Raw genomic sequence first — 25,219 nt, 5'->3', positions numbered from 1 at the left:
TTATATGTTTTCTTATCGAATAATAAATATAAAAAAAGCCTGGAACACGTTTGTCCCAGGCAGTAATCCTTATTAAAGTTAAGCTTTCATATCTTCTGGATGCATAACATCATCAATTAAACCGTATTCTTTAGCTTCATCAGCTGTTAAGAAATTATCGCGATCAGTGTCTTTTTCAATTTTCTCAATTGGTTGACCTGTTCTTTCTGATAAAATTTTGTTTAATTTTTCACGAGTACGTAAAATATGACGCGCTGCAATTTCAATTTCAGTTGCTTGTCCTTGTGCGCCACCAAGTGGTTGGTGAATCATAACTTCACTGTTAGGTAATGCGAAACGTTTACCTTTAGCTCCAGCTGCTAATAGGAATGAACCCATTGAAGCTGCCATACCGATACAGATTGTTTGTACATCTGGTTTGATGTGCTGAATCGTATCATAAATAGCAAATCCAGCTGTAACACTACCACCAGGTGAGTTGATATATAAATATATATCTTTCTCAGAATCTTGAGCTTGCAAGAATAATAATTGTGATACGATTGAGTTAGCTACGTTATCATCAATAGCAGAACCTAGCATAATAATGCGGTCTTTCAATAAACGTGAATAAATATCATAAGCGCGTTCACCGCGGTTAGTTGTTTCAATAACTGTTGGAATTAAATTCATCAGTTAATCCTCCTTTGAATATCTTAATGACCATATCATACACTACAAAGTCAAACATGGTCAAAAAATATGACCTGCTGATGAATATTATATCTTAAATGGCGGATTTATACACGGGGAATTTGCGACATATATTGTCAATGTTTGCATAAATGATATAATAGTTTCCGTAATCAAGTAGAAGTGTGCAATTGATCTTATCAGCTTTCATATTAAAGCGTGCGCATCTTTTGTGTATGATTTTTTCTGCTTGGCTAAATGTCATATCATTTCACTCCTTTGAATTTATAATTTTATTATAGTAGTAGAGTGTTAAGGCAATATAAATTAATAATGAAGATTTATCTCTCCGTAGTGTAATGGATAACACGCAAGATTCCGGTTCTTGAAATGGGCGTTCAACTCGTCTCGGGGAGGCTATAATGTTTAGAGGATGATAATATGAAAATTCAATTTTATGTAGGTCGTAACTGTACTTTATGTGAAAATGCAAGGCATCAACTGCTATTCTTTCAAGAATCCTTCGAAAGACATGTCGAGATTGAAACTATTAATATAGAAGAAGATGACCAACTAATGGAAGAATACATGTTGCGCATCCCAGTTGTGAAATACAATAGTCATATAATACAAGAAGGCAATATTGATTTTGTTACGTTATTAGAAGAGATGTCACGCTTCAAAAGTTAGAGTTCTTTTGCTTGCAAAAACATATTGTCGGGTGTATTATAAAAATGTAAACAGATATTATTTTTTTGACCCGCATGGGACACAAAACGTCTAACCTAGGTTGGAAATTGCCCATCTGTTAATCTGTGAGGAGGCGTCTTGTTTATGGAAGATTTGTTGAAGATACAACATAGACTAGTTCCTGATTTGATTGACAAGATGTATCGACGCTTTAATATTTTATGTACGATTGAAAAGAAACAACCTATTGGTCGAAGGTCATTAAGTGATGTTATGAATGTAACTGAACGGGTATTGAGAACTGAAATCGAAATTTTGAAACAACAAGATTTGGTCAGTGTTCAGTCTACAGGAATGAAGTTGACAGATGTTGGCGAACAAACACTTTCATCACTAGCACATTATTTAACGTTATACTCTAGTTTTAATCATTTAGAAGAGGAATTTTTTAATCGGTATGGTGTGAAAGTTCACATCGTAAGAGGAAATTCTGATTCAGATGAGTCAGTTAAGGCAGAAATGGGTAATGTTACAAGTGAACTACTAGAACAGGCATTATATGATAAAGCAACTGTTTCTGTAACAGGTGGTTCAACGATGGCTAAAGTAAGTGAGTCGTTGCATCCATTAAACAAAGACATCATGTTTACACCAGCTCGAGGCGGTTTAGGAGAAAATGTAGTATTTCAAGCAAACACAATTTGTGCAAGTATGGCAAATCGAACTGGTGGGTCGTATAAAGTCTTGTATGTTCCAGACCAGGTTAGTGAAAGTTCTTATGAAACATTGTTGAAAGAGCCTGCAGTAATAGAGGTGCTTGATGCAATACGTCATTCGGATTTTATTATTCACGGAATTGGTGATGCGCTGAAGATGGCCAAGAGAAGAAAAACTTCTGATGAAATAATTGGTCAATTGCAACATCATCATGCAGTCGGTGAAGCTTTTGGGTATTATTTTGATTCAAAAGGTGAAGTCGTACATCGTGTTAAGACTATCGGCATGCAACTAGAAGATTTAGTAACGAAGACAAACATTTTTGCAGTAGCGGGTGGTGCATCTAAAGCTGAGGCAATTAAAGCCTATCTTGAAATTGCACCAAAGAATACAGTTCTTATAACTGATGAGAAAGCTGCAAAAGCAATAATTAATTTGGAATAAAAGGCGAATAGCCTTTTTGTAATAACAATCATAAAGGAGGCCATCAATAATGGCAACTAAAGTAGCAATTAATGGATTTGGTAGAATAGGTCGTTTAGCATTTAGAAGATTACAAGAGGTAGAAAATATCGAAGTTGTAGCAATCAACGATTTAACAGATGACGCAATGTTAGCTCATTTATTAAAATATGACTCTACACAAGGTCGTTTCAAAGACGAAGTTGAAGTTATCGAGAACGGTTTCCGCGTAAACGGTAAAGAAATCAAAACTTTCGAAAATCCTAACCCTAAAGAATTACCATGGGGAGATTTAGACATCGATGTAGTATTAGAATGTACTGGTTTCTTCGCTGATAAAGAAAAAGCTTCTGCTCATATCGAAGCAGGTGCTAAAAAAGTATTAATTTCAGCTCCAGCATCAGGTGATTTAAAAACAATCGTATATAACGTAAACCATGACGAATTAGATGGTTCAGAAGAAATCGTTTCAGGTGCTTCTTGTACTACTAACTGTTTAGCACCAATGGCTAAAGTATTAAATGATCAATTCGGTATCGTTGAAGGTCTAATGATGACAATTCACGCTTACACTGGTGACCAAAATACTTTAGATGCTCCACATGCTAAAGGCGACTTCCGTCGTGCGCGTGCTGCAGCTCAAAACATCGTACCTAACTCAACTGGTGCTGCTAAAGCAATTGGTTTAGTAATTCCAGAATTAAAAGGTAAACTAGATGGTTCTGCACAACGTGTTCCAGTTGCAACTGGTTCTGTTACAGAATTAACAGCTGTATTAGACAAAGAAGTTTCAGTAGAAGAAATCAATCAAGCAATGAAAAACGCTACAAATGATTCATTCGGCTACACTGAAGATGAAATTGTATCATCAGATATTATTGGTATCACTTACGGTTCATTATTCGATGCAACTCAAACTCGTGTTATGACTGTTGGCGATCGTCAATTAGTTAAAACTGTATCTTGGTACGACAATGAAATGTCTTATACTTCACAATTAGTTCGTACTTTAGAATATTTAGCTTCTCAAGCTAACAAATAATTTAATTAAATGAACTAAATAGGTTATGCTTATAAGTAAGCGGGGAGCACAACGCTTCTCCGCTTATTTTTAATCGTATAACATTTTCAATTATCTAGAGGAGGAAGACAAGTCATGGCAAAAATGAATGTCAAAGATGTTGAGTTAAAAGGAAAAAAAGTACTTGTAAGAGCAGATTTTAATGTACCAATGAAAAATGGTGCAATTACAAATGATAATAGAATTGTTCAAGCGCTTCCTACAATAAAATACATTATTGAACAAGACGGTAAAGTAATTTTATTCTCGCATTTAGGTAAAGTGAAAACAGAAGAAGACAAAAAAGAATTATCGCTTAAACCAGTAGCAGAGCGATTAAGTGAACTTTTAAATAAAGATGTAACATTTATTGACGAAACACGTGGAGATAAACTAGAATCTGCAATCAATGCATTATCAGAAGGCGATGTACTATTAGTTGAGAACACACGTTTTGAAGATGTAGATGGCAAGAAAGAATCTAAAAATGATCCTGAATTAGGTAAATATTGGGCATCATTAGGTGATGTATTTATTAACGATGCATTTGGTACAGCACACCGTGAACATGCTTCAAATGTTGGTATTGCATCCAATATTGAAACAGCATCAGGATTTTTAATGGATAAAGAAATCAAATTTATTGGTGGCGTTGTTAGTGAACCAGGACGTCCATTAGTAGCGATTTTAGGTGGCGCTAAAGTTTCTGACAAAATTGGTGTCATTGAAAACTTATTAACAATAGCAGACAAAGTTATCATCGGTGGTGGAATGGCTTATACATTCTTTAAAGCACAAGGTAAAGAGATAGGTCTATCATTACTAGAAGAAGATAAAGTTGATTTTGCTAAAGATTTATTAGACCGTGCTGGAGATAAAATTATCCTTCCAGTAGATTGTAAAGTTGCGAAAGAATTTTCTAACGATGCAACAATCACTGTAGTATCTGCAGATGATATTCCAGCTGATCAAGAAGCAATGGATATCGGTCCAGAATCAGTAAAATTATTTAGTGAAGCATTAAAAGGCGCAAATACTGTTGTATGGAACGGGCCAATGGGCGTGTTCGAATTCAGTAATTTCGCACAAGGTACAATTGGTGTATGTAAAGCAATAGCGAGCTTGAAAGATGCTACTACTATTATTGGTGGTGGAGATTCAGCAGCAGCAGCAATGGATCTAGGGTTTGCTGATGACTTTACACATATTTCAACAGGTGGCGGTGCGTCATTAGAATACCTAGAAGGTAAAAAGTTACCAGGTATTGTAGCAATTTCAGAAAAATAATCATAAAAGGAGTTTTATAATCATGAGAAAACCAATTATCGCAGGTAACTGGAAAATGAACAAAACAGTTCAAGAAGCAAAAGACTTTGTTAATGAACTTCCAGCATTACCAGACACTAACGAGGTAGATGCAGTTATTTGTGCACCAACATTACACTTAGATGCATTAGTTAACTTAACTAAAGAAGGTGTAGCACAAGGGTTACAAATAGGTGCTCAAAATGCTTACTTCGAGGATAATGGTGCATTCACTGGTGAAACTTCTCCAGCTGCACTTGAAGATTTAGGTGTGAAATATGTCGTATTAGGACATTCTGAACGTCGTGAATACTTCGGTGAAACAGATGAAGATGTAAATAAAAAAGCATTAGCTGTATTCTCACATAACATGACACCTATTATTTGTGTAGGTGAAACATTAGAAGAAAGAGAATCTGGCAAAGCTGAAGAAATTGTTGGAAAACAAGTAGAAGCAGCACTTAAAGGATTTTCTGAAGAACAAGTTAAATCTACAGTAATAGCTTACGAGCCTATTTGGGCAATCGGTACAGGTAAATCATCAAACTCTGAAGATGCTAACGAAATGTGTGCACATGTACGTAAAGTAGCTGCAAAAGCATTCTCAAATGATGCAGGTGAAGCATTACGTGTTCAATATGGTGGTAGTGTTAAACCTGAAAACATTAAAGAATATATGGCTCAATCAGACATTGACGGTGCATTAGTTGGCGGCGCTTCATTGAAAGTTGATTCATTCGTAGCATTATTAGAAGGTGCTAAATAATGGCAAAAAAACCAACAGCACTTATCATACTTGATGGCTTTGCAAACCGTGAAGAAGAACATGGTAATGCGGTTAAATTAGCTAACAAACCAAATTTTGATAGATATTACAACAAATATCCACATAATGAGCTATCAGCATGTGGATTAGATGTTGGGCTTCCTGAAGGACAAATGGGTAATTCTGAGGTAGGTCATTTAAATATTGGTGCAGGAAGAATTGTGTATCAAAGTTTAACGCGTATCAACAAATCAATAGAAGATGGCGACTTCTTTGAAATAGAAGAATTAAAAGCAGCAATGAGTCATGTTGTTAAGAATAATTCAACACTTCATTTAATGGGCCTCATCTCTGATGGTGGCGTACATAGCCATTACAAACATTTATTTGCCCTATTAGAATTAGCTAAAAAGCAAGGTGTGAAAAAATTATACGTCCATGGTTTCTTAGATGGTCGTGATGTAGACCAAAAATCTGCTCTTAAATATATTGAAGAAATTGAAAATAAATTTAAAGAAATAGGTTTAGGACAATTTGCGTCAATTTCTGGACGTTATTATGCAATGGATAGAGATAAACGTTGGGAACGCGAAGAAAAAGCATACAACGCCATGTCTAATGGTATAGGTCCAGTTTATACAACAGCTACTGAAGGTGTTGAAGCAAATTATAAAGAAGGACTTACTGACGAATTTGTAATACCATTCATCGTGAAAGATGAGGAACAAGGTATTGAAAATACAGGTGTAAACAGTCATGACGCTATGATATTCTTTAATTTCCGTCCTGATAGAGCAGCGCAATTAAGTCAAGTTTATACAAATGAAAAATTCGAAGGATTTAAATTAGATCGCAAGTTTGAAGATTTATATTTTGTTACTTTTACTAAATATAGTGACGACGTTAATGCTGAAGTTGCATTTAAAGCAGTCGATATTAAAAATACTATCGGTGAAGTAGCTGAAAAAAATAATTTAAATCAATTAAGAATTGCTGAAACAGAAAAATTTCCACACGTTACGTATTTCATGAGCGGTGGTTCACATGCAGAATTTAAAGGTGAACGTCGTGTGCTAATTGATTCACCAAAAGTAGCAACATATGATTTGAAACCAGAAATGAGTGCTTTCGAAGTCAAAGATGCTTTAATTGGAGAATTAGATAAAGGTGATTTAGATTTAATTATCTTAAACTTTGCTAATCCAGATATGGTAGGCCACAGTGGTATGCTTGAACCTACAATCAAAGCAATTGAAGCAGTAGATGAGTGTCTAGGTGAAGTAGTAGACAAAATTTTATCTATGGATGGTACGGCAATTATAACAGCAGACCACGGTAATTCAGATGAAGTTTTAACAGATAGCGATTCACCAATGACGACACATACAACTAACCCAGTTCCTGTTATCGTAACAAAAGAAGGGGTAGAAGTAAGAAGTGGTGGACGTTTAGCAGATTTAGCACCAACACTTATTGATTTACTTGGAGTAGAAAAACCAGAAGATATGACTGGTGAGTCATTAATCAAATAATAATCAACTAAAATGATAAAGGAGTTTTAATTATGCCAATTATTACAGATATTTATGCACGCGAAGTATTAGATTCACGTGGTAACCCAACAGTAGAGGTAGAAGTATTAACTGAAAGTGGTGCTTTTGGTAGAGCATTAGTTCCATCTGGCGCATCAACTGGTGAATACGAAGCTGTTGAATTACGTGATGGAGACAAAGACCGTTATTTAGGTAAAGGTGTTCTTAAAGCAGTTGAGAACGTAAATGAAATTATTGCCCCTGAAATTATTGAAGGTGAGTTTTCAGTATTAGAGCAAGTTTCTATTGATAAATTAATGATCGCTTTAGACGGTACACCTAACAAAGCTAAATTAGGTGCTAATGCAATTTTAGGTGTTTCAATCGCCGTAGCGCGTGCAGCATCTGACTTCTTAGGTCAACCATTGTACAAATATCTTGGTGGATTCAATGGCGTTCAATTACCAGTTCCAATGATGAATATTGTGAATGGTGGTTCTCACTCAGACGCACCAATCGCATTCCAAGAATTTATGATTTTACCTGTTGGTGCAGATTCATTTAAAGAAGCTTTACGTTGGGGAGCTGAAATCTTCCATAACTTAGCTAAAATCTTAAAATCTCGTGGATTAGTAACTGCAGTAGGTGACGAAGGTGGATTCGCTCCTAAATTTGAAGGTACTGAAGACGGTGTTGAAACGATTCTAGAAGCAATCAAAGCTGTTGGATTAACACCAGGTGAAGATGTATTCTTAGGATTTGACTGTGCAGCATCAGAATTCTACGAAGACGGCGTATATAACTATGCTAAATTCGAAGGCGAAAATGGTGTTAAACGTACTTCAGAAGAACAAGTTGATTTCTTAGAAGAATTAGTAAACAAATATCCTATTATTACTATTGAAGATGGTATGGATGAAAATGATTGGGATGGTTGGAAAGTCCTTACAGATCGTATCGGAGATAAAGTTCAATTAGTAGGTGACGATTTATTCGTTACTAATACTGAAAAATTATCAGAAGGTATTGAAAAAGGAATCGGTAACTCAATCTTAATTAAAGTTAACCAAATTGGTACATTAACTGAAACATTTGAAGCTATTGAAATGGCTCAAAAAGCTGGTTACACAGCAGTTGTTTCTCACCGTTCAGGTGAAACAGAAGATACTACAATATCTGATATTGCAGTTGCAACAAATGCTGGACAAATCAAAACAGGTTCATTATCAAGAACAGATCGTATTGCAAAATACAATCAATTATTACGTATTGAAGATGAATTATATGAAACAGCTAAATACGAAGGTATTAAAGCTTTCTATAACTTGAATAAATAATGGAAATTAATATTTTAAATAAGTCTTGGGCATAAGTGTCTTAGATGAAAAAAGCAGAAGAAAATCAGTGAAAAACTGAATTTCTTCTGCTTTTTTAATATGATTTAAAGCATATATAGACATTTTACTTTAACGCTTTAAATCAATGTGATGAATTCGTTTCATTCATTCATAAAATGGGCTATAATATAATCAATGAATTTTTTAGGAGGATCATCTATGACGATTAATTTAAAAAGTGCTAAATCACCATGGTCTGCGTTGGATGGCGTTGAAAAATTAACACTTCATCCTGTCAAACAGTCATTTAATAAAGAGGTTGTTATTCCTGGTAGTAAAAGCGTTACAAATCGTGCCTTTATTCTGGCGGCATTTAGTGAAGGAACGTCAACATTATCTGGTTATCTTAAGAGTGATGATACATATTGGTGTATGGAAACTTTGAAAAAACTAGGTGCGACTTTTGAGTTTAATGATACTGATATTAAAGTTACGGGTATTGAAGTGAATCAATTACCGAGTAAACAACAAGTATTTATTGGTTCAGCTGGCACGACTGCTCGATTTTTACCGGGGATTCTTGGTACCCAAGATAATAGTGAGATTATCATGACATCAACTGAACAATTAGCAGTTAGACCACACAAAACTTTGCATGATGCATTAACGCAACTAGGTGTAGAAGTGAATTACCTTGAAGAACATGGACAGCTTCCAATATCTATTAAAGGTAATACTGAAACTGGTGGGAAAGTATCTGTTGCTGGAAATCAATCCAGCCAATTTATTAGCGGTCTATTAATGGCTGCGCCTCTATTTAATAAACCAACAGAAATTGAATTAACAACGGATATTGTACAAAGTGCGTATGTCGATATTACGATTGATATGATGAATCAATTTGGTATCAATGTTGATGTTTCAAGTGATTATAAACAAATGAAAGTTGAACAAGGGAAATATCAGGCTGTGAATTTACCATTAGAAGCTGATCTATCTACAGCATGTTATTTTATGGCTTTAGCAGCATTAACTGAATCAACAATAAAAATCAATCACTTAAACTTAAATAGTCATCAACCAGATTTAGAAGTGGTAGACATTTTAGAGAAAATGGGTGCCGAAGTTGAAAGAGGTGCAGATTATGTTGTGATATCAGGTCCAAAGCAACTTCGAGGCAACTTAACAATAGATATGAATGCATGTTCTGATCAAGCATTAACGATTGGTACACTTGCTACATTTGCTGATGGTCCGATTACGATTACAGGAGTAGAACATATACGACACCATGAATGTAATAGAGTTTCTGCTTTAACAGAGTCATTATCTAAACTTGGCATACAAATCGAAGAACACCAAGATGGCTGGACTATTACACCAGGAAAGATCAAAAGTGGCGTACTAGACACATTTGACGATCACCGAATTGCCATGTCTTTAAGTTTAATAGGCACTAAAGTAGACGGTATTACGTTATTGGATCCATCTTGTGTTTCAAAAACATGCCCAACATATTTTGAAATGTTACAGTCATTAGGCATTACGATAGATTATATTTAATGAAAACTTGAGTGAATAATGTAAATATGCTATAATTCTACTGTTATAATAGACAGGAGGACCGAGTCCATGCATACATTTTTAATCGTCTTATTAATCATCGTTTGTATTGCATTGATTACCGTCGTATTACTTCAAGAAGGTAAAAGTACTGGTTTATCTGGTGCAATTAGTGGCGGAGCAGAACAATTATTTGGAAAACAAAAACAACGTGGAATAGATTTAGTTTTACACAGAGTTACAATTATTTTATCGATTTTATTTTTCTTATTAATGTTAGCAATCACTTACTTTAAAATGTAAAGGTCCGACTGTATTGTCGGACTTTTTTGTTTGTTTACAAGTTAAAAAACGATACAATAGTATTAGAATTATGTAAAAGGATGGTCAATCAATGAGAATTCAATTACCTAAGCCTTTCTTTTTTGAAGAAGGTAAACGAGCAGTACTACTGTTACATGGATTTACAGGTAATTCATCAGATGTAAGACAATTAGGTCGTTACTTACAAAAAAAAGGTTACACATCATATGCCCCGCACTATGAAGGTCATGGTAGACCTCCAGAAGAAATTTTAGAATCAAGCCCATATGTATGGTTTAAAGACTGTCTAGAGGCTTATGATTTTTTAGTTGAAAAAGGGTATACTGAAATTGCAGTAGCAGGCCTTTCATTAGGTGGCGTATTTAGTTTAAAATTAAGTTTAAATAGAGACGTAAAAGGTATTATAACGATGTGTTCTCCTATGTATATCAAAACTGAAGGCACAATGTTTCAAGGTGTGTTAGATTATGCCAGAGAATTTAAGAAATACGAAGGTAAAACACCAGAACAAATTGAAGCAGAGATGAAAAACTTCCATCCAACCGAAACATTAACGGAGTTACAAGATACAATTCAAGGCGTGCGAGATCAAGTTGAAGATGTATTTGACCCTTTATTTGTAGCACAAGGAAAATTGGATGACATGATAAATCCTGATTCGGCAAACGTTATATATAACGAAACATCGTCTGACGATAAATTCATTAAATGGTACGAAGATTCTGGTCACGTTATAACAATTGGGCAAGAAAAAGAAAAATTATTCGAAGATGTATACCAGTTTTTAGAATCATTAGATTGGTCAGAATAAAATAAATTATAAATAGAAAGGAGGCCCACTATGAATCTAAGAGAAGAAGTTGAACAAATCATTAACGATAAAGAATATAGTCCGATGACTGTAAGTGAATTTCAAGATGTTATGGGATTAAGTAACGCTGATTCATTCAAAGAATTAATCAAAGTTCTAGTTGATTTAGAACAAACGGGTCAACTAGAAAGAACAAAGACGGATAGATATAAGAGAAAGAGAAATAAATCAGATTTAGTTAAAGGGACACTTAGCCAACATAAGAAAGGCTTTGCATTCTTAAGACCTGAAGACGATACGATTGAAGATATATTTATTCCACCAAATCAAATCAATAAAGCGATGGATGGAGACGAAGTATTAGTTGAAGTTGTGCCTTCTCGTGGAGACCACAAAGGAAAAACAGAAGGACGCGTTAAAGCTATTACGACTAGAAACATCACTCAAGTTGTAGGTACATACACAGAAGCTAAGCATTTTGGTTTTGTATTACCTGATGATAAACGAATAACACAAGATATCTTCATTCCTAAAGGAAAAAACTTAGGTGCGATTGAAGGTCATAAAGTACTTGTTGAAATAACAGAGTATGCTGATGGTACACATAATCCAGAAGGACATGTTAAAGCGATTTTGGGTCATAAGAATGACCCGGGGGTTGATATATTATCTATTATTTATCAACATGGCATAAACATTGAGTTCCCTGATAATGTTATAGAAGAAGCGGAAAAAGTACCCGATCAAATTAGTTCTGAAGATATTAAAGGCAGACGTGATTTAAGAGATGAGTTAACGATTACGATTGATGGTGCTGACGCTAAAGATTTAGATGATGCAGTCGCAATCAAAAAGCTAGACAATGGTTTAACAGAGTTAACGGTTAGTATAGCGGATGTTAGTTATTACGTTACTGAAAACAGTGAACTGGATAAAGAAGCTTATGATAGAGCGACAAGCGTATATTTAGTTGATCGCGTTATACCGATGATTCCTCATAGACTAAGTAACGGTATTTGTTCATTAAATCCTCATGAAGACAGACTGACCCTAAGTTGTAGAATGGAAATCAACGAACAAGGTGAAGTCGTTAGACATGAAATTTTTGAAAGTGTCATTTATTCAGACTATAGAATGACATATACGGATGTAAATAGCATCATTGAAAATAACGATCAAGAAATTAGAAATAAATATGCTGAAATTACACCAATGCTAGATTTAGCTAAACAACTGTCTAATCAATTAATTGCTAAGCGTAAAAGACGTGGAGAAATTGATTTTGATATTAAAGAAGCTAAAGTATTAGTAGATCATGATGGTATCCCAACAGATATACAAGTTCGAGAAAGAAATGACGCAGAACGCTTAATAGAGAGTTTTATGCTTTCAGCGAATGAAACAATAGCAGAACATTTTAGTAAGTTAGAAGTTCCTTTCATCTATCGTGTCCATGAGAATCCTAAAGCAGAACGCCTAAATAAGTTCTTTGAATTTATAACAAACTTTGGTCTTATGGTTAAAGGTACTAGCGAAGATATTCATCCTTCAACTTTACAAAAAATTGTTGAAGAAGTTGCAGGACAGAAAGAAGAAATGGTAATCGCGACATTGATGTTAAGAAGTATGCAACAAGCAAGATATAGTGAAGATAATTTAGGTCACTTTGGATTATCAGCTGATTACTATACGCACTTTACATCACCAATTAGAAGATATCCTGACTTAATCGTTCATAGATTGATTCGTAAATATTTAATTGAAAAATCAATGAACAGTAAACAAATCAGACATTGGGAAGAAATGTTACCTGACATCGCTGATCACACTTCAAAACGCGAAAGAAGAGCGATTGATGCAGAACGCGATACTGATGATCTGAAGAAATCAGAATACATGATTCAACATGTTGGAGAAGTATTTACTGGTATTATCAGCTCAGTTGCTAATTTCGGTATGTTTGTAGAACTTGAAAACACAATTGAAGGTATGGTTCATATATCTAACTTAACCGACGATTATTATAACTTTGATGAACGAAACATGGCAATAATTGGTGAACGTCAAGCTAAAGTATTTAGAATTGGTGATAAAGTAGAAGTCAAAGTAATCAATGTAAATGTTGATGAAAGAATGATTGATTTCCAAATCGTTGGCATGCCAATAGCTGAAAAAAATAGAGAAAAATTAGCAAGAGAAAAAACAATCAAAGCCAAAAAACGCAATACATCAAATGAAAAAGAAAAGCCAAATAAACACAGTAAAGGTAGAGCTAAAGGTAAACAAGGTGATAACAAGAATAAAAAGCCTTACTACAAATCAAAAGCTGTGAAGAATAAAGCAAGAGGAAAGAAAAAATAGAAAGTAGGTGATGGATGTGCCAAAAGTTCAAAGTAAACCACTTGCACAAAACCGTAAAGCAAGCCACGATTATACAATAGAAGACACGGTAGAAGCTGGGATAGTATTACAAGGTACAGAAATCAAATCCATTCGCCGAGGTAGTGCTAACTTAAAAGATTCCTATGCACGTGTCTACAACGGAGAAATGTATGTTTATAATATGCATATTGCACCATATGAAGAAGGTAACCGATTCAATCATGATCCATTAAGAACGAGAAAGTTACTTCTAAAGAGAAAACAAATAGATAAGCTGTTTGGTATTTCTAGAGAAAAAGGATATGCGTTAATACCGCTTAAACTTTATATTAAACATGGTTATTGTAAAGTACTATTAGGTATTGCTAGAGGTAAGAGAGATTACGATAAACGACATGTGCTTAAAGAAAAACAAGCAAAACGTGACGTTGAAAGAGCATTAAAGCAAAGATATTAAATAATTTTATTGATAAATCAATAAAAAGTTGTTAAGATTAAATATACTTCTGTTTAATAGAAGTATATTTCTTATTGAGGGGACGTTACGGATTCGACAGGGGTCCCCGAGCTTATGAAGCGTGTCGGAGGGTTGTCTTCGTCATCAACACAACAGTTATAATAACTGGCAAACAACAAAACTTAGCAGTAGCTGCCTAATAGCGCTCTGCATCACCTAATAGCATCACCTATGTGCTGTTAACGTGATTCAAATTAAGTAGGGTACGCTCGTCACTGCCGTTTGAAGTCTGACGAGAAGAGATTAATCAAACTAGCATTGTAATAGGGTGTCAGTCTCCTATAACAATGCGAAACGCCAACGACTAGACTACACACGTAGAAACATTCGTATCAGGATCTCTGGACGCGGGTTCAACTCCCGCCGTCTCCATTATATAGCCTTCGACCCTTGTGGTTGTGGGCTTTTTATTTTTGACGCCCCAGTAAAGCCCCAGTTACGCCCCAAATAAAAACACAATCATTGTTTAGATTGTGCTTTTAACAAATTATTCTTTTCGACTATTTAGATATTTCCTCAATTTTGACCAATTCATTTTCAGAGCAATAAATAAATATACTAATATGGCAATAGAGAAGGTTAAAGAAATTATAATTAATGTTTGAGACTGAAAATTAATGAATGAATTAAGAAGAAGGATTGCTCCTATTAAAAATATACTTAAAATAATTAATAGGAAGTTACTTAGAAAAAAAGTAAACATTCTTGTTTTGTGAGATTTATATGTAAATACGTTAGAAACGTCGAAATGTTGTATATTGCTATTATAGTAATATTCTAATTTTGTATTGATAATATCTTCTGAGTTTTTTATGATTCTTATATCACTTTTAGGAGAATCTATAGTGCAAATATAATAATCTTTATATTTTTGTAGAATATAAAGTCTTTTACCACTATTGTTATAATTTTCGATATAATAACAATCTTTATTTGAAAAAGATGAAAGAAAAATATATATAGCAGAAAACATAATGATAAAAAGTGAGATTTTGGTAAAATACATAAGTCTTTCTTTGGGATTATTTAGTACATTATTTATTTGTTCAGGTTCATGATGTACTAAATCTAAGGAAATTAATACAATTAAACATGTAGAGATAATTATAAATAGTATAAATTTTAAAATTTTTGTTATTGCAAACATTTGATTAATGTCAATTGTTTTTAAAAACTTATCTCTGGAAATTGAAACTATAATAAAAATTGAACCAATTATACAAGATGATAGAAGTGGTATTAATAAAGCTGTTATGTCAATTTTCATACTATGCTCCTTTTATAAATATTTAACTATTTCTTTTTGTGTACTAGGGTATAAATGCCCGTATCTGTTCATGACTTCGGTTGTGTCAGCATGTCCTAATCGTTGGGCTATTATCATTATGTTAGCACCATGATTGATTAAATGTGATGCGTGGCTATGCCTTAATTCATGGATAACAATACGTGGGAATGTTTGTCCGTCTGGTAAGTTATCATCTAATACATTTAGTGCAGTTGTAAACCACCTATCAATTGTTGATTCACTGAATGACTTAAAGAACGTTCCAAATAATACATAATCATCTTTATAAATATTTTTATCCTTATACCATGACTGATATTCTGTTAGATTGTCCATAACATGTTGTGGCAAGTATATATCACGTATCGCTGCTTTAGTTTTAGGCGTTGTTACAGTACCATGATAATCAGTTTTATCTATGTGGATATAGTTATCACTAAAGTTGATATCACACCATGTAATAGCCCTTATTTCGCCTTTTCTAGCCCCACTATAAAATAATAGTTTAAAGAAAAGTTTTTGTTGAATAGTTGGTAATACTTCCACAAACTCATTAAATTGTTCAACAGTCCAATAGTTCAATCTTTTGTTTGATTCTATCTCAAAATTACCTACAAGAGATGCTACATTTTGTTTTAGATCGTGATACTTCATAGCATGGTTAAGAATAGATACAAGAAATACATGCATCTTCTTTAAATATTCCCCAGAGTGTCCCTCTTTTAATTTCTTATTTTGAAATTTCATAATTGCTTTTGTATCAAGTTGATATACGTCTATTTTCTTAAAATATGGAAGTAGATGATTATTAACGTGTGTCATTAATGCCTTATAGCTGGATTGCTTACGTCTTGCTGAATACCAATCAGCATATTCTTGTACTAATTCATCAAATGGCAACGTATCAATATTTCCTATGCCCTCTAATTCATCTAATAGCTCATTACACCTCTTAACTGCCTCTTTACGCTGTGAAAAGCCACTACGTCTTATTTCTTGACGTGTATTTGTTTCATCATAGTATTTGATACGGAAATAGTAAGTACCACGTTTAGCATCTTTATATATGTTGTGTGAAAGTTTTAGATCGTGATTCAATAAATATCACCTACTTTATTCAATTAAACTGTCTAAATTATTTCTTTCCCTAAAATCATCAATATAATGTAGAATGTCTTCGTATTTATCTGAAATATTAGATAGAAATTCATCAATATTTTTATCATCCAAATACTTTTTAGCTTTTGAATCATCGTGGTATTCAACAACTAATTCCTGAGCGTTCAATGTACGTCTGAAAGCAAATTCCGTTAAAGAATCAAGATCTCTATCTCCTAAATCTAATTCTAATTGTAAATAATGTTCTAAAAGTCTATTAAATAAATTAGGGTCAAAGGAGTCGCTACCTCTTTCATTAAAAGATATTATCAAACCGGATGCAGTAGACATCAATTTATCATATAAATCTTTGTCGTAATCTAAACCATTTTCTCGCAAAATTCCGTTGATTTTCTCTTTAGCTATATTTTCTAACATTACTAAAAAATCACCATATAATAATTGATCAACACTAATATTCCCAAATTCCGATATTTTTTTTAACCTTTCTGCATTCGGTAAAGTTTTGCCTTTTTCCCACATTGCTACATTACCTTTACTTGCTGAAAAAATTTCTCCAAATATCTCTTGAGTTTTCCCACTTTGTAGCCTAATATTTTTAATTCGTTCACCAACCAGCTTTTTGTCATACATTAAGAGCTCTCCTTATACTAATAATTAACTATATAAGGATATGATAAATTAAAAGTTCTAAAATGTACAATGTTTTCGTTGACTTTATAAATGATAACATGCTAAGATAATTTTGTAAGTTCTAAAAAGTTCTAAAAAGATGGTTGTTCTTACAAAAAAATTTAATATATTGTTCTAAAAAGTTCAAAGGAGGAATTGTTATGACAAAAAATTGGAGTCTATACATTGCTAGAAATGAAGCAAAACAATCACAAGGTTATGTGGCTAAGAAATTAGGTATTTCACCACAAAGATACCAGCTTAAAGAAAGTGGTAAAGCTAACTTCACAATTCCAGAAGCTCAAATTTTATCTGAGTTATACGGTATGACGTTAGATGAGTTATTCAGTAATGAAATTAAAATTGAATCATAGGAGGGCTTAAAAATGCTAGATAATTATTTTAATGAACTCAACAAACGTGAACAACAAGCATACTTGTATGGACGTTCTGAATATGAAGTAGAAATCGTGAAATGGCTAAATACTAAATATGGTGAAATAACACAAGAAACCAAATTGGGTGTGAGTGCTGAAGTTGTATTGAATAATTTTATGGCTTCTTTATCAGACAAGATTCAAATTGAAGTTTGGGAAGGTCAAAACAAAAAGCAATTAATGGAGGAAATTTAAATGAAAAATGAATTATTTGAAATAGTTAATTTGAAAGATGATATGGAGATTCTGCAAGAAAAATTTGATGATTTGATACAAAGTAATCAATGGTTAATTGAGGAACATTTTTGTAGTGATCGTTTAAAGAGTAAAGATGAAATGATGAAACATGGGATAGGATACTATGAACAGCGAATTAGATTGACTCAATCGCAAAAACTACTTGAAGTTTATCAGAAGGAAATGGACGAATTAATTTTTAAACTTGATTCAGAATTGAATAAATTGCATGAAGAAGGTGCTGAAAATGACTAAATACTTATGTCTTATAGCAATGATGAGCATTTTAGGTATAACCCTCATGCTTATAGGATTATCAACTATCCAAGCTATTTATTTTGCCTGTTTATTAAGCAGTATTACATGCTGGGGACTAATTCTATTATCAGAAATAAAAAGACCTCAAGTAGCGCCAACTACTAAAGGTCATAAAAATAATTAATACACCGAATATGTATTGATTATACCACAAACCATGAATTATTTGGAGGGGTATAGACATGAGTTATAAACCGATAAAGATAGAAAATGATGTGAATATAACTATTCTCGAATATAAAAATGTGTATGCAGACAGCTTTAAGAAAGAGCATCATATCAAATACTCTGATTTAGTTAAAAAGTTATCAATACCAGCAATTAGTGAGGATAAATACGAACGTGGCGTATTCCTAGCTGGGACTAATAGCGATGATAAAAAAATTAGAAACGATGCCAATATGATTGATAGGAACATGCTCATTCTTGATTATGATGATCTAGCTGATGATATAGATTTTTTAGAGACAGTTAATAATAAACTGGGAAATGTTGCTTACATGATTTACTCAACATTCAATCACACTTATAAGGGTAGTCGCTATAGGTTATTGATACCTATTAGCAAACCACTTAAAGCTACATTGTACAGGAAAGCTATTCAAATTTTTGGTGAGTTGATTGGATTATCATACGACAAAGCGAGTGAAGTACCAAGCCAAGCTATGACGTACAGTGTTAAGCAAAATAAGGAGTCTGCTTTTGTATTTGAATACAACGATAAGCCTATTCTAGATTACGACTTTCTAATGAAAGCTACAAAGCAACACAAATCAAGAAACTATAGCAACACTAAGCGTACAGAAGCTTTCTGGGACGATGTAGCAGAGGGTGTAGTAATTGGTAGTAGAAACCAAACTTTGACGTCTTTAGTGGGTTTATTGCTTGCTAAGAATATAGGGGATAAATTAGCGTATTGGCTTGCCTACTCATATAATCAAACGTTATGTACACCACCATTAGCAGAAAAGGAACTCAATAAAATATTCACTAGTATCTATAAAAAACATTACAGAATAAACATAAAGGAGTGATGATTGTTGAAAATACCTAATGAGATCGATGAACTAATTAATGAGAAAAAAGAAGTGTTAGAGCACGACATCATTCCAGAAAATTACAAAGTTGGAGATAATGGTTGGTTATATAAAATGGTTGAAAAAGGTCGTGGCGATGATAAAGAAATCGTACCTATACTCATAACGTCTACACCACCATTTATAACAAAGCAACTAAAAGATATTGAAAGTTTAATCATCAGTTACGAAATGAAGTTTAAGAAAGCTGGTGAATTTACGACATTACCAGTACAAGCAACTGAAATTGCTGATAGTAAGAACATTATAAATCTAGCTAATAAGGGGCTTGATGTAGATACTATTAATCGTACTGAAATGGTGCAATTCATATCAATGTTTAAGCGATTGAATAATATACCTGATGAAACCATAGCTACTAGATTAGGGCAAGTAAAAGGTCATTTTATCCACCCTTTAATAAATGATGATATAAGGCTTGTCATACACGAAGAAGGCTATAAACAGCTTGCTAATGCTTTTAAAACAAAAGGTAATATCGAAGATTATGCAGAAAAAGTATTTAAACCAATCAAACATAGTCCAATGGTTATGACATTCGTATATGCATCGTTAGGCTCAATACTATTACACGATTTTAACGTAGATCCGTTTGTAGTAGACATGGCGAGTAAAACCAGCACGGGTAAGACAACAGCTTTAAGAGTTGCTAGCAGTGTATGGGGTACTGAAAGACTTATAAACGAGTGGAACACGACACCTATTGATTTAGAACGTAAAGCGAGTATCTTAAATAGTTTTCCAAGTATGTACGACGACACACGTAAAGCTAAAGCATACTTATTGAGTGACGTTGTTTATCAATTCAGTGGTGGTAAGAGTAAAGGTCGTGGAAATGTGCAGAGTGTCGATATCGTAAAGAATTGGAACAACATATTACTAAGCACTGGAGAAACATCAATAGTTGAGTATGGCAATGAGAAAGCTGGAGTGAGTGCCAGAGTAATAACATTACAAGACAATCCATTCAATGATGATGTGAATATAAGAGCGTTATACGAAGGAATAGAGAGCAATTACGGTCATTTAGGACTAGCGTTTATAGAACAATATAGTAAGCAAAAAGCGTCCTATAAAGATAACTTTAAAGCGTATGAAGGTATATATATTGAGAAAGCTGGAGAAAACGAAGTCATGCAACGTGTAGCAAGATATTTTGCAGTATTAATGGTAGCAGGCGAAATATTAAACGACATTGCAGGCTTTGAACATGATCATTATAAAAATGTTGATACTGCATTTCACAGAATGTTAGAGAGCAACAAGACATTAGATAAACCTAGAGAAATGTTAGAAGGATTATTAGAAGAATTAGATGCAAGTAGAAATAGTATAACTGGTGCTGGATATGGTGAAGTATACAATACCGAATTAAAGGCGATATTCCATAAAGATTACTTGTGTGTGTTATCTAAACCAATGAAAGATTATTTAGGGCATGAGGTAAGAACAATCACAAAAGAATGGGAAGAACGAGGGTATTTAAATGTTGGTGCAGATAGAATCGTGAAACAAGTTAAACATAATGGAAAGAGATATATAGGTTATGCGATTAAGAAAGATATTATTCAAGAACTAGGCTTTGACTTTAGAAATGAAAAACTATAGTACAACAAGTACAACATGGGTACAACTTAAATAAAAAAACGTTGTACTCTCAAAAGGTTGTTATATCAACTGTTTTAAGAAGTATTTGAATAGCGGTACAACAAGTACAACATATTTTATAGAGCATATATATTATAAGATTTAATCTACATTAGACTAACTAACTATATATATGTATGTTGTTTGTGAAAAACGATGTACTCGTTGTACTAATGATAATAAATACCTATATATAGGCGTTTATCCAGTACAACAATAAATTTTTTAAGTGGTACTCACGTTGTCCTAATGTGGTACTACAAAAAAACTTAATATAAAAAAGGAGAAAATAAAAATGACTAAACCAATAAATCACGCACTGGAATTATTAAACAAGCTACAAGTATATCGAAAAATGACAAAGACCAAAGATGGAGTAATAAAATCAGAATTGGCTTGTCTTCAGAGGATACCAATTAATGATGAATGTGCACCAAGTAGATTAAATCTAAAAAAGTACATTTATTTAAACTCAAGAGATCTAACGTTAAATGAGATAGAAGATGTAATCAAAGCGCTGCAAGTAATCGCACCCACCGTAATTAATGATGGTAATAAAAAGAATGTTATTAAAGAGATTGAACAAATTAATAAAGTTGCTAATTATACATTTATAGCATAAGGAGGGTTTTATATGAGTAGTTATCAAGATTCAAGTTGAACTTGATAAGAAATAAAAAGCTAAATAACAGAAAGAAGGAATGTAAATGGTAAAAACTCTAGAAAAAGCAAGGGTGCGTGAATTACCCACAGATCACTCCCAAGTTTTCAATGTGATAACAAACGCACCTAATAAGTATATTACAAGAGACAAAGTCTTAAGACAATTACGTCTTGAAATTAATCAAGCAAATTATCGCTGGTTAGCAAGTATTATTAGCGACCTAGTATTAAGGTTTAAATATCCGATTGGTAGTTGTCGTACGAGGGAAAAAAGAGGCTATTATATCATCACGAGTAAGCAAGATAAAGATGATGCAATCAACACGCTTGAAAGTATTATAAAGGGCAATATCAAACGTTTAGAGGCAGTACAATCGATTAAAGTTAAAGATGAAAAGGGGAATGAATGGTGAAATCTAATTATTTATTTGATGAGTACAATAAAGAATTAAACAAACATAATGATGAAATAACTTCATTAGAAAATGATATCGGAAGAATTAAGGATAAAATTGTAGAACTGTCTATTAAATATAAGGAGTTTGTTAAAAATGGTAACGAGGAACAGGCAGATACTCTTTTTAATGAAATTGAAATATTAGAGGATAGTAAGGTAAAATCACTAAAACGTTTATCTACAAAAAATGAATTACTAGAAAGTTTAAAAAAGGAAAAACTTAGAGAATTATTATTAAACAGAAAAACACTACCAAATTTATATGAAAATGAAAAGTTGAAAGCAATGAATAAACTAGACAAAGCAATTGATCAATTTAATATTGTTTTAGATGAGATCAATTCATTGAATGAAGAATATGCAAAAGACATGCATAAATTCGATTCATGGATAGATCGCTATAATATGAGAAAAGATGATGTGTTTAGAAAAGAATACGGAAGAGTAATCGCTCTGTATATTGAGAGTAATTTAATTAGTCCAAACATTATAAGATTTGACGAAAATAAAAAATTGGAGGTAGTAAAGTAATGGAATTCAGTAAAACGTTAGAAACTATAAACAATATGGAGTTAGAAGATGAACAAAGATTAGCACTATTAGAATCAGTCAAAGAAGACGTGAACTTTGAAGAAACACGTAATTTGGAAAACATACCTTCAATAGAAGATTTAGCACAAGAAATCAATATTAGAAAAAATTAATTATAACAGCCAAGCCTTAATTGGTTTGGCTTTATTAATATAAGAACCTAACAAAACCATACATTCCAGACAGTTTTAAAAAGGTATAAATAATAGAATGAGGTGTTATTTTGACTAAGCTAACTTCAAAAGAAGAATTATTTGTGAATTATTTAGTTTCTGGTAAATCGCAACGCCAAGCCTATATTAGTGCAGGGTATAACGTTAAAAACAAAAACGATGTATATATTGATAATAAAGCATCTCAACTCTTTAATAAGCCTAAGGTAATGGATAGGTTTAATGAATTGATGAATGTTTTTATTAATAAGTCTATATGGACGAGAGAAGAAGCAATTCACCAGTATTTATGGCTTTTAAATAAATCTAAAAATCATATAGATCAGTACGGTATTTCTTATGCATCTAGCAATGCTTATCTAGGTGCTCTAAAAGGTTTAAATAAATTATCATTTGAAACAACTGTTAAAGGAAGTAAGATACAAAAAGAAATTGAACTGCTCAATAAAAAAATTGATGGCATGAGTAGTAATAACAACATAGAGGACAAAATAGAAAGTTATTTTAATTTATTATCTAGTTCGAATTAAATAAAGGAGTGGTTAAATGCTACCAGACTTTGAAAAAAATAAGTTCACAGAGTATGAGTTATTGATGAAGTTTAACCCGAAAATTATAAATAGTAAGATTAAAGCTATGAATATGCAAATAGAGTGTATGTATCACTTAAATATGTCGCATGTTATCACTGATGAAAATGGGCGATTGGTATCTACTTCTTATCCACTAGACAAGTTGGTTATATATATCGTTGAAGAAAAGAATAAGCTGGGCTACTACAAGCGTAAGTCTAATGAAAGATTAAAGATATTAAAGCGAGTAATCAGTTCGTATACATTACAAGAGCAAAGGAATATCATGCGTTATATGGCTACTAACGGGCGTGTAAAAGACTTTGATGTGATTGATAGGTTACAAGTTGATTTGTATAAAGCGTGTCATAAAACAAGCGATATAGAGCAGATAAAGCCTATTAATGATGTAGCAACTTTTAATGTGGAGGATAAGGCATGCACTGTATAGATGATAAGCAGGCAATGAAAGAGTTTATCTCTAATTACCACAAGTTAGCTAAGCCTATTAACTACCAAGAGGAAGATTTAGACACATTCTTTAATCTGAATGATGATACTGAAATTATGCACGATCATGATATAGATGCGCATATACGGTTTAATGAAATAGAATCGATTGTTGAGAAGGTAGCCAGCGATAAAGAATATTTTATATTCTTATTGTTAAGTGAGGGCAAGACATATAGAGAAGTAGGTAAGTATTTTAATTTAAGTGGTGAGCGTGTGAGACAAATCTATAATGAAATGATTGAGAGATTGCCTTAATGGTGATCTCTTTTGTTTATTTAGAAGGTTACTAATGTTTTAGGTAGTTATAATAGTAGTATTTATGAAGAAAAAATTGTGTGGATCAATAATATAAATCAAGGAAAAGAACATCCGGAACTATCAATGATTAACAAAAACTAAAGTTTAAAAGCATTTAATTGTTGTAATAAGGGGGATAAATTGTATAATGAATTTACAGAGAAAAATAATCGTTGACTAAACGTTTTGATAAGAGGATAATTCAAATAATGACTTGATAGATACACTAAGGAGGTAAGCCTTATGGGAAAAGTGTTATCATTTGTAGACTTTTTCGAAGTTCTCAATCTTTTAGGTGAAAGACCAAATAATAAAATTAGTAGATTCCTGAAGCTATCAGAAGAAATTATGCTTTCTATAGTAGATAAACAAAAACAATATGAGAATGAAATTAAATGGTTTAACAATCATTTTGAAAGAATTTTAAAGGAAATATATTTATTAAATAACGAAGAACTTTGTTCAAATTTATTAGATATTACTAATGAAGAATTAGAAGTTATTAAGTCTTTTGATGAAAATGATGAAACAAAGATTTTTATTTTTATAGATATATTATTAAGTATGGATGACAATATCGAGTATATAAACAATAATACACATATTATAGATGTATATAAAAATGAAAGTTACGAAGTATATAACCCGGATGTTTACGAAAGAGTGGCAATGTAATGAAAGACAATTACCATATACAATTAAATAATTTCGAACTACAAGCTATGAATTTTATGAAAAAAAAGAAATATAATAATGAAATTAGTAAATTAGAACCCAATTATAAGGTGTTAATTAAAAAAGGTGATGGATCAATAAAAGAGGGTATATTAGTTGTTACTTTAGAAAATGATTTTTTTGATATGAAAGTTATAGTAAAAGGACAATTTGAAAATATTAATGGTGAAAATATTGAAAATGAAACATTAAGTAAATTAATCGTTCCATTACTTTTACCATTAACTAGACCTATAATTCATAATCAACTAATTCAATCTGGTAT

Annotated in this window: 31 protein-coding genes and 1 other RNA gene; 28 read left to right on the top strand and 4 right to left on the bottom strand. The window is 32.6% G+C overall.

Annotation, left to right across the window (positions count from 1 at the left end; all coding sequences use genetic code 11):
- Positions 1 to 78 precede the first annotated feature (78 nt).
- A complete protein-coding gene (gene clpP / locus CD111_RS00240) occupies positions 79 to 672 on the bottom strand; it encodes an ATP-dependent Clp endopeptidase proteolytic subunit ClpP (protein ID WP_095089188.1) in 594 nt (197 codons plus the stop codon).
- A gap of 441 nt (positions 673 to 1,113) precedes the next feature.
- Here clpP and CD111_RS00235 point away from each other — a divergent pair, with 441 nt between their 5' ends.
- The 13 genes from CD111_RS00235 (at position 1,114) to ssrA (ending at position 14,513) form a co-directional block, all read left to right on the top strand.
- Positions 1,114 to 1,362 (top strand): glutaredoxin family protein, encoded by a 249-nt coding sequence (locus tag CD111_RS00235; RefSeq protein ID WP_095089186.1) that lies wholly within the window; start codon positions 1,114 to 1,116, stop codon positions 1,360 to 1,362.
- Between the two features lie 144 nt (positions 1,363 to 1,506).
- Complete coding sequence (locus CD111_RS00230) at positions 1,507 to 2,523, top strand: sugar-binding transcriptional regulator (RefSeq protein WP_095089184.1); 1,017 nt, start codon at positions 1,507 to 1,509, stop codon at positions 2,521 to 2,523.
- Positions 2,524 to 2,572: 49 nt separating this feature from the next.
- Positions 2,573 to 3,583, top strand: coding sequence for a type I glyceraldehyde-3-phosphate dehydrogenase (gene gap, locus CD111_RS00225; RefSeq protein ID WP_095089182.1), 1,011 nt, complete (start codon positions 2,573 to 2,575; stop codon positions 3,581 to 3,583).
- Positions 3,584 to 3,697: 114 nt separating this feature from the next.
- Positions 3,698 to 4,888, top strand: a complete 1,191-nt coding sequence (locus CD111_RS00220; RefSeq protein ID WP_095089180.1) for a phosphoglycerate kinase — start codon at positions 3,698 to 3,700, stop codon at positions 4,886 to 4,888.
- Between the two features lie 22 nt (positions 4,889 to 4,910).
- Positions 4,911 to 5,672, top strand: a complete 762-nt coding sequence (tpiA, locus tag CD111_RS00215) for a triose-phosphate isomerase (RefSeq protein WP_095089178.1) — start codon at positions 4,911 to 4,913, stop codon at positions 5,670 to 5,672.
- Complete coding sequence (gene gpmI, locus CD111_RS00210) at positions 5,672 to 7,204, top strand: 2,3-bisphosphoglycerate-independent phosphoglycerate mutase (RefSeq protein WP_095089176.1); 1,533 nt, start codon at positions 5,672 to 5,674, stop codon at positions 7,202 to 7,204. The genes tpiA and gpmI overlap by 1 nt, the downstream gene beginning before the upstream one ends.
- 32 nt (positions 7,205 to 7,236) lie before the next feature.
- Complete coding sequence (gene eno / locus CD111_RS00205) at positions 7,237 to 8,541, top strand: surface-displayed alpha-enolase (RefSeq protein WP_095089174.1); 1,305 nt, start codon at positions 7,237 to 7,239, stop codon at positions 8,539 to 8,541.
- Positions 8,542 to 8,760: 219 nt separating this feature from the next.
- On the top strand, positions 8,761 to 10,104 hold the full coding sequence (gene aroA / locus CD111_RS00200) for a 3-phosphoshikimate 1-carboxyvinyltransferase (RefSeq protein ID WP_095089172.1): 1,344 nt from the start codon (positions 8,761 to 8,763) through the stop codon (positions 10,102 to 10,104).
- Between the two features lie 69 nt (positions 10,105 to 10,173).
- Complete coding sequence (gene secG / locus CD111_RS00195; RefSeq protein WP_016911935.1) at positions 10,174 to 10,407, top strand: preprotein translocase subunit SecG; 234 nt, start codon at positions 10,174 to 10,176, stop codon at positions 10,405 to 10,407.
- A gap of 91 nt (positions 10,408 to 10,498) precedes the next feature.
- Positions 10,499 to 11,239, top strand: a complete 741-nt coding sequence (locus tag CD111_RS00190; RefSeq protein WP_095089170.1) for an alpha/beta hydrolase — start codon at positions 10,499 to 10,501, stop codon at positions 11,237 to 11,239.
- Between the two features lie 30 nt (positions 11,240 to 11,269).
- Positions 11,270 to 13,600 carry a ribonuclease R gene (gene rnr, locus CD111_RS00185; protein WP_095089168.1) on the top strand — a complete coding sequence of 777 codons (2,331 nt, stop codon included), beginning with the start codon at positions 11,270 to 11,272 and terminating at the stop codon, positions 13,598 to 13,600.
- Between the two features lie 16 nt (positions 13,601 to 13,616).
- Positions 13,617 to 14,078: an SsrA-binding protein SmpB gene (gene smpB, locus CD111_RS00180; RefSeq protein WP_229726462.1), complete on the top strand. Its 462-nt coding sequence runs from the start codon at positions 13,617 to 13,619 to the stop codon at positions 14,076 to 14,078.
- A gap of 78 nt (positions 14,079 to 14,156) precedes the next feature.
- Positions 14,157 to 14,513: a transfer-messenger RNA gene (ssrA, locus tag CD111_RS00175) on the top strand.
- A gap of 112 nt (positions 14,514 to 14,625) precedes the next feature.
- On the opposite strand, the gene CD111_RS00170 is transcribed toward ssrA, so the two are convergent.
- From CD111_RS00170 to CD111_RS00160, 3 genes are read right to left on the bottom strand one after another with little or no spacing between them, the layout of a single operon-like run.
- Entirely contained in the window at positions 14,626 to 15,405 is a 780-nt protein-coding gene (locus CD111_RS00170) for a hypothetical protein (protein ID WP_095089164.1), read from the bottom strand.
- A gap of 12 nt (positions 15,406 to 15,417) precedes the next feature.
- Positions 15,418 to 16,524 carry a tyrosine-type recombinase/integrase gene (locus CD111_RS00165; RefSeq protein ID WP_095089162.1) on the bottom strand — a complete coding sequence of 369 codons (1,107 nt, stop codon included), beginning with the start codon at positions 16,522 to 16,524 and terminating at the stop codon, positions 15,418 to 15,420.
- 15 nt (positions 16,525 to 16,539) lie between these two features.
- Positions 16,540 to 17,178, bottom strand: a complete 639-nt coding sequence (locus CD111_RS00160; RefSeq protein ID WP_095089160.1) for a helix-turn-helix domain-containing protein — start codon at positions 17,176 to 17,178, stop codon at positions 16,540 to 16,542.
- A gap of 200 nt (positions 17,179 to 17,378) precedes the next feature.
- On the opposite strand from CD111_RS00160, the gene CD111_RS00155 reads away from it, so the two are divergent.
- The 15 genes from CD111_RS00155 to CD111_RS00090 form a co-directional block, all read left to right on the top strand.
- On the top strand, positions 17,379 to 17,591 hold the full coding sequence (locus tag CD111_RS00155) for a helix-turn-helix transcriptional regulator (protein ID WP_095089158.1): 213 nt from the start codon (positions 17,379 to 17,381) through the stop codon (positions 17,589 to 17,591).
- A 12-nt stretch (positions 17,592 to 17,603) separates the two neighbouring features.
- Entirely contained in the window at positions 17,604 to 17,849 is a 246-nt protein-coding gene (locus tag CD111_RS00150) for a hypothetical protein (protein ID WP_095089155.1), read from the top strand.
- Positions 17,850 to 18,146: a type II toxin-antitoxin system toxin TscT gene (locus CD111_RS00145; RefSeq protein ID WP_095089153.1), complete on the top strand. Its 297-nt coding sequence runs from the start codon at positions 17,850 to 17,852 to the stop codon at positions 18,144 to 18,146.
- Positions 18,139 to 18,333: a hypothetical protein gene (locus tag CD111_RS00140; RefSeq protein ID WP_095089151.1), complete on the top strand. Its 195-nt coding sequence runs from the start codon at positions 18,139 to 18,141 to the stop codon at positions 18,331 to 18,333. The genes CD111_RS00145 and CD111_RS00140 overlap by 8 nt, the downstream gene beginning before the upstream one ends.
- A 58-nt stretch (positions 18,334 to 18,391) precedes the next feature.
- On the top strand, positions 18,392 to 19,243 hold the full coding sequence (locus CD111_RS00135; RefSeq protein ID WP_095089149.1) for a primase alpha helix C-terminal domain-containing protein: 852 nt from the start codon (positions 18,392 to 18,394) through the stop codon (positions 19,241 to 19,243).
- Between the two features lie 6 nt (positions 19,244 to 19,249).
- On the top strand, positions 19,250 to 20,914 hold the full coding sequence (locus CD111_RS00130; protein ID WP_229726461.1) for a DUF927 domain-containing protein: 1,665 nt from the start codon (positions 19,250 to 19,252) through the stop codon (positions 20,912 to 20,914).
- 334 nt (positions 20,915 to 21,248) lie between these two features.
- Positions 21,249 to 21,575 (top strand): hypothetical protein, encoded by a 327-nt coding sequence (locus CD111_RS00125; RefSeq protein ID WP_095089144.1) that lies wholly within the window; start codon positions 21,249 to 21,251, stop codon positions 21,573 to 21,575.
- 85 nt (positions 21,576 to 21,660) lie between these two features.
- The gene (locus tag CD111_RS00120) at positions 21,661 to 22,029 is read left to right on the top strand and encodes a pathogenicity island protein (protein ID WP_095089142.1); all 369 of its coding nucleotides are present in this window, start codon (positions 21,661 to 21,663) and stop codon (positions 22,027 to 22,029) included.
- Positions 22,026 to 22,604, top strand: coding sequence for a hypothetical protein (locus CD111_RS00115; protein ID WP_095090170.1), 579 nt, complete (start codon positions 22,026 to 22,028; stop codon positions 22,602 to 22,604). Before CD111_RS00120 ends, CD111_RS00115 begins: the two co-directional genes overlap by 4 nt.
- Positions 22,604 to 22,777, top strand: coding sequence for a hypothetical protein (locus CD111_RS12610; RefSeq protein ID WP_169711999.1), 174 nt, complete (start codon positions 22,604 to 22,606; stop codon positions 22,775 to 22,777). Before CD111_RS00115 ends, CD111_RS12610 begins: the two co-directional genes overlap by 1 nt.
- A gap of 110 nt (positions 22,778 to 22,887) precedes the next feature.
- Entirely contained in the window at positions 22,888 to 23,367 is a 480-nt protein-coding gene (locus tag CD111_RS00110) for a terminase small subunit (RefSeq protein ID WP_158245671.1), read from the top strand.
- A 16-nt stretch (positions 23,368 to 23,383) separates the two neighbouring features.
- Positions 23,384 to 23,860 (top strand): pathogenicity island protein, encoded by a 477-nt coding sequence (locus CD111_RS00105; protein ID WP_229726460.1) that lies wholly within the window; start codon positions 23,384 to 23,386, stop codon positions 23,858 to 23,860.
- A complete protein-coding gene (locus tag CD111_RS00100; protein WP_095089138.1) occupies positions 23,848 to 24,177 on the top strand; it encodes a sigma factor-like helix-turn-helix DNA-binding protein in 330 nt (109 codons plus the stop codon). The genes CD111_RS00105 and CD111_RS00100 overlap by 13 nt, the downstream gene beginning before the upstream one ends.
- Before the next feature lie 285 nt (positions 24,178 to 24,462).
- Positions 24,463 to 24,894, top strand: a complete 432-nt coding sequence (locus CD111_RS00095; RefSeq protein ID WP_095089136.1) for a hypothetical protein — start codon at positions 24,463 to 24,465, stop codon at positions 24,892 to 24,894.
- On the top strand, positions 24,894 to 25,219 hold a 326-nt coding region (locus CD111_RS00090), incomplete at its 3' end, for a hypothetical protein (protein ID WP_103268481.1). The genes CD111_RS00095 and CD111_RS00090, both read left to right, overlap by 1 nt.

Origin of the sequence: Mammaliicoccus stepanovicii, from assembly GCF_002902525.1 — a bacterium.
GTDB classification, from domain to species: Bacteria; Bacillota; Bacilli; order Staphylococcales; family Staphylococcaceae; genus Mammaliicoccus; species Mammaliicoccus stepanovicii.
This window is presented reverse-complemented; position numbering and strand designations above follow the sequence as displayed.

Bases quoted from the DNA above. Each gene is read 5' to 3' on its own strand.
- CD111_RS12610 (WP_169711999.1), top strand. From the start codon at position 22,604: ATGGAATTCAGTAAAACGTTAGAAACTATAAACAATATGGAGTTAGAA.
- CD111_RS00170 (WP_095089164.1), bottom strand. From the start codon at position 15,405: ATGAAAATTGACATAACAGCTTTATTAATACCACTTCTATCATCTTGT.
- CD111_RS00135 (WP_095089149.1), top strand. From the start codon at position 18,392: ATGAGTTATAAACCGATAAAGATAGAAAATGATGTGAATATAACTATT.
- rnr (WP_095089168.1), top strand. From the start codon at position 11,270: ATGAATCTAAGAGAAGAAGTTGAACAAATCATTAACGATAAAGAATAT.
- CD111_RS00220 (WP_095089180.1), top strand. From the start codon at position 3,698: ATGGCAAAAATGAATGTCAAAGATGTTGAGTTAAAAGGAAAAAAAGTA.
- CD111_RS00235 (WP_095089186.1), top strand. From the start codon at position 1,114: ATGAAAATTCAATTTTATGTAGGTCGTAACTGTACTTTATGTGAAAAT.
- CD111_RS00190 (WP_095089170.1), top strand. From the start codon at position 10,499: ATGAGAATTCAATTACCTAAGCCTTTCTTTTTTGAAGAAGGTAAACGA.
- CD111_RS00150 (WP_095089155.1), top strand. From the start codon at position 17,604: ATGCTAGATAATTATTTTAATGAACTCAACAAACGTGAACAACAAGCA.
- aroA (WP_095089172.1), top strand. From the start codon at position 8,761: ATGACGATTAATTTAAAAAGTGCTAAATCACCATGGTCTGCGTTGGAT.
- CD111_RS00230 (WP_095089184.1), top strand. From the start codon at position 1,507: ATGGAAGATTTGTTGAAGATACAACATAGACTAGTTCCTGATTTGATT.
- CD111_RS00140 (WP_095089151.1), top strand. From the start codon at position 18,139: ATGACTAAATACTTATGTCTTATAGCAATGATGAGCATTTTAGGTATA.
- CD111_RS00120 (WP_095089142.1), top strand. From the start codon at position 21,661: ATGGTAAAAACTCTAGAAAAAGCAAGGGTGCGTGAATTACCCACAGAT.
- secG (WP_016911935.1), top strand. From the start codon at position 10,174: ATGCATACATTTTTAATCGTCTTATTAATCATCGTTTGTATTGCATTG.
- CD111_RS00145 (WP_095089153.1), top strand. From the start codon at position 17,850: ATGAAAAATGAATTATTTGAAATAGTTAATTTGAAAGATGATATGGAG.
- gap (WP_095089182.1), top strand. From the start codon at position 2,573: ATGGCAACTAAAGTAGCAATTAATGGATTTGGTAGAATAGGTCGTTTA.
- CD111_RS00160 (WP_095089160.1), bottom strand. From the start codon at position 17,178: ATGTATGACAAAAAGCTGGTTGGTGAACGAATTAAAAATATTAGGCTA.
- CD111_RS00095 (WP_095089136.1), top strand. From the start codon at position 24,463: ATGGGAAAAGTGTTATCATTTGTAGACTTTTTCGAAGTTCTCAATCTT.
- tpiA (WP_095089178.1), top strand. From the start codon at position 4,911: ATGAGAAAACCAATTATCGCAGGTAACTGGAAAATGAACAAAACAGTT.
- CD111_RS00105 (WP_229726460.1), top strand. From the start codon at position 23,384: ATGCTACCAGACTTTGAAAAAAATAAGTTCACAGAGTATGAGTTATTG.
- eno (WP_095089174.1), top strand. From the start codon at position 7,237: ATGCCAATTATTACAGATATTTATGCACGCGAAGTATTAGATTCACGT.
- CD111_RS00155 (WP_095089158.1), top strand. From the start codon at position 17,379: ATGACAAAAAATTGGAGTCTATACATTGCTAGAAATGAAGCAAAACAA.
- clpP (WP_095089188.1), bottom strand. From the start codon at position 672: ATGAATTTAATTCCAACAGTTATTGAAACAACTAACCGCGGTGAACGC.
- CD111_RS00125 (WP_095089144.1), top strand. From the start codon at position 21,249: ATGACTAAACCAATAAATCACGCACTGGAATTATTAAACAAGCTACAA.
- gpmI (WP_095089176.1), top strand. From the start codon at position 5,672: ATGGCAAAAAAACCAACAGCACTTATCATACTTGATGGCTTTGCAAAC.
- CD111_RS00100 (WP_095089138.1), top strand. From the start codon at position 23,848: ATGCACTGTATAGATGATAAGCAGGCAATGAAAGAGTTTATCTCTAAT.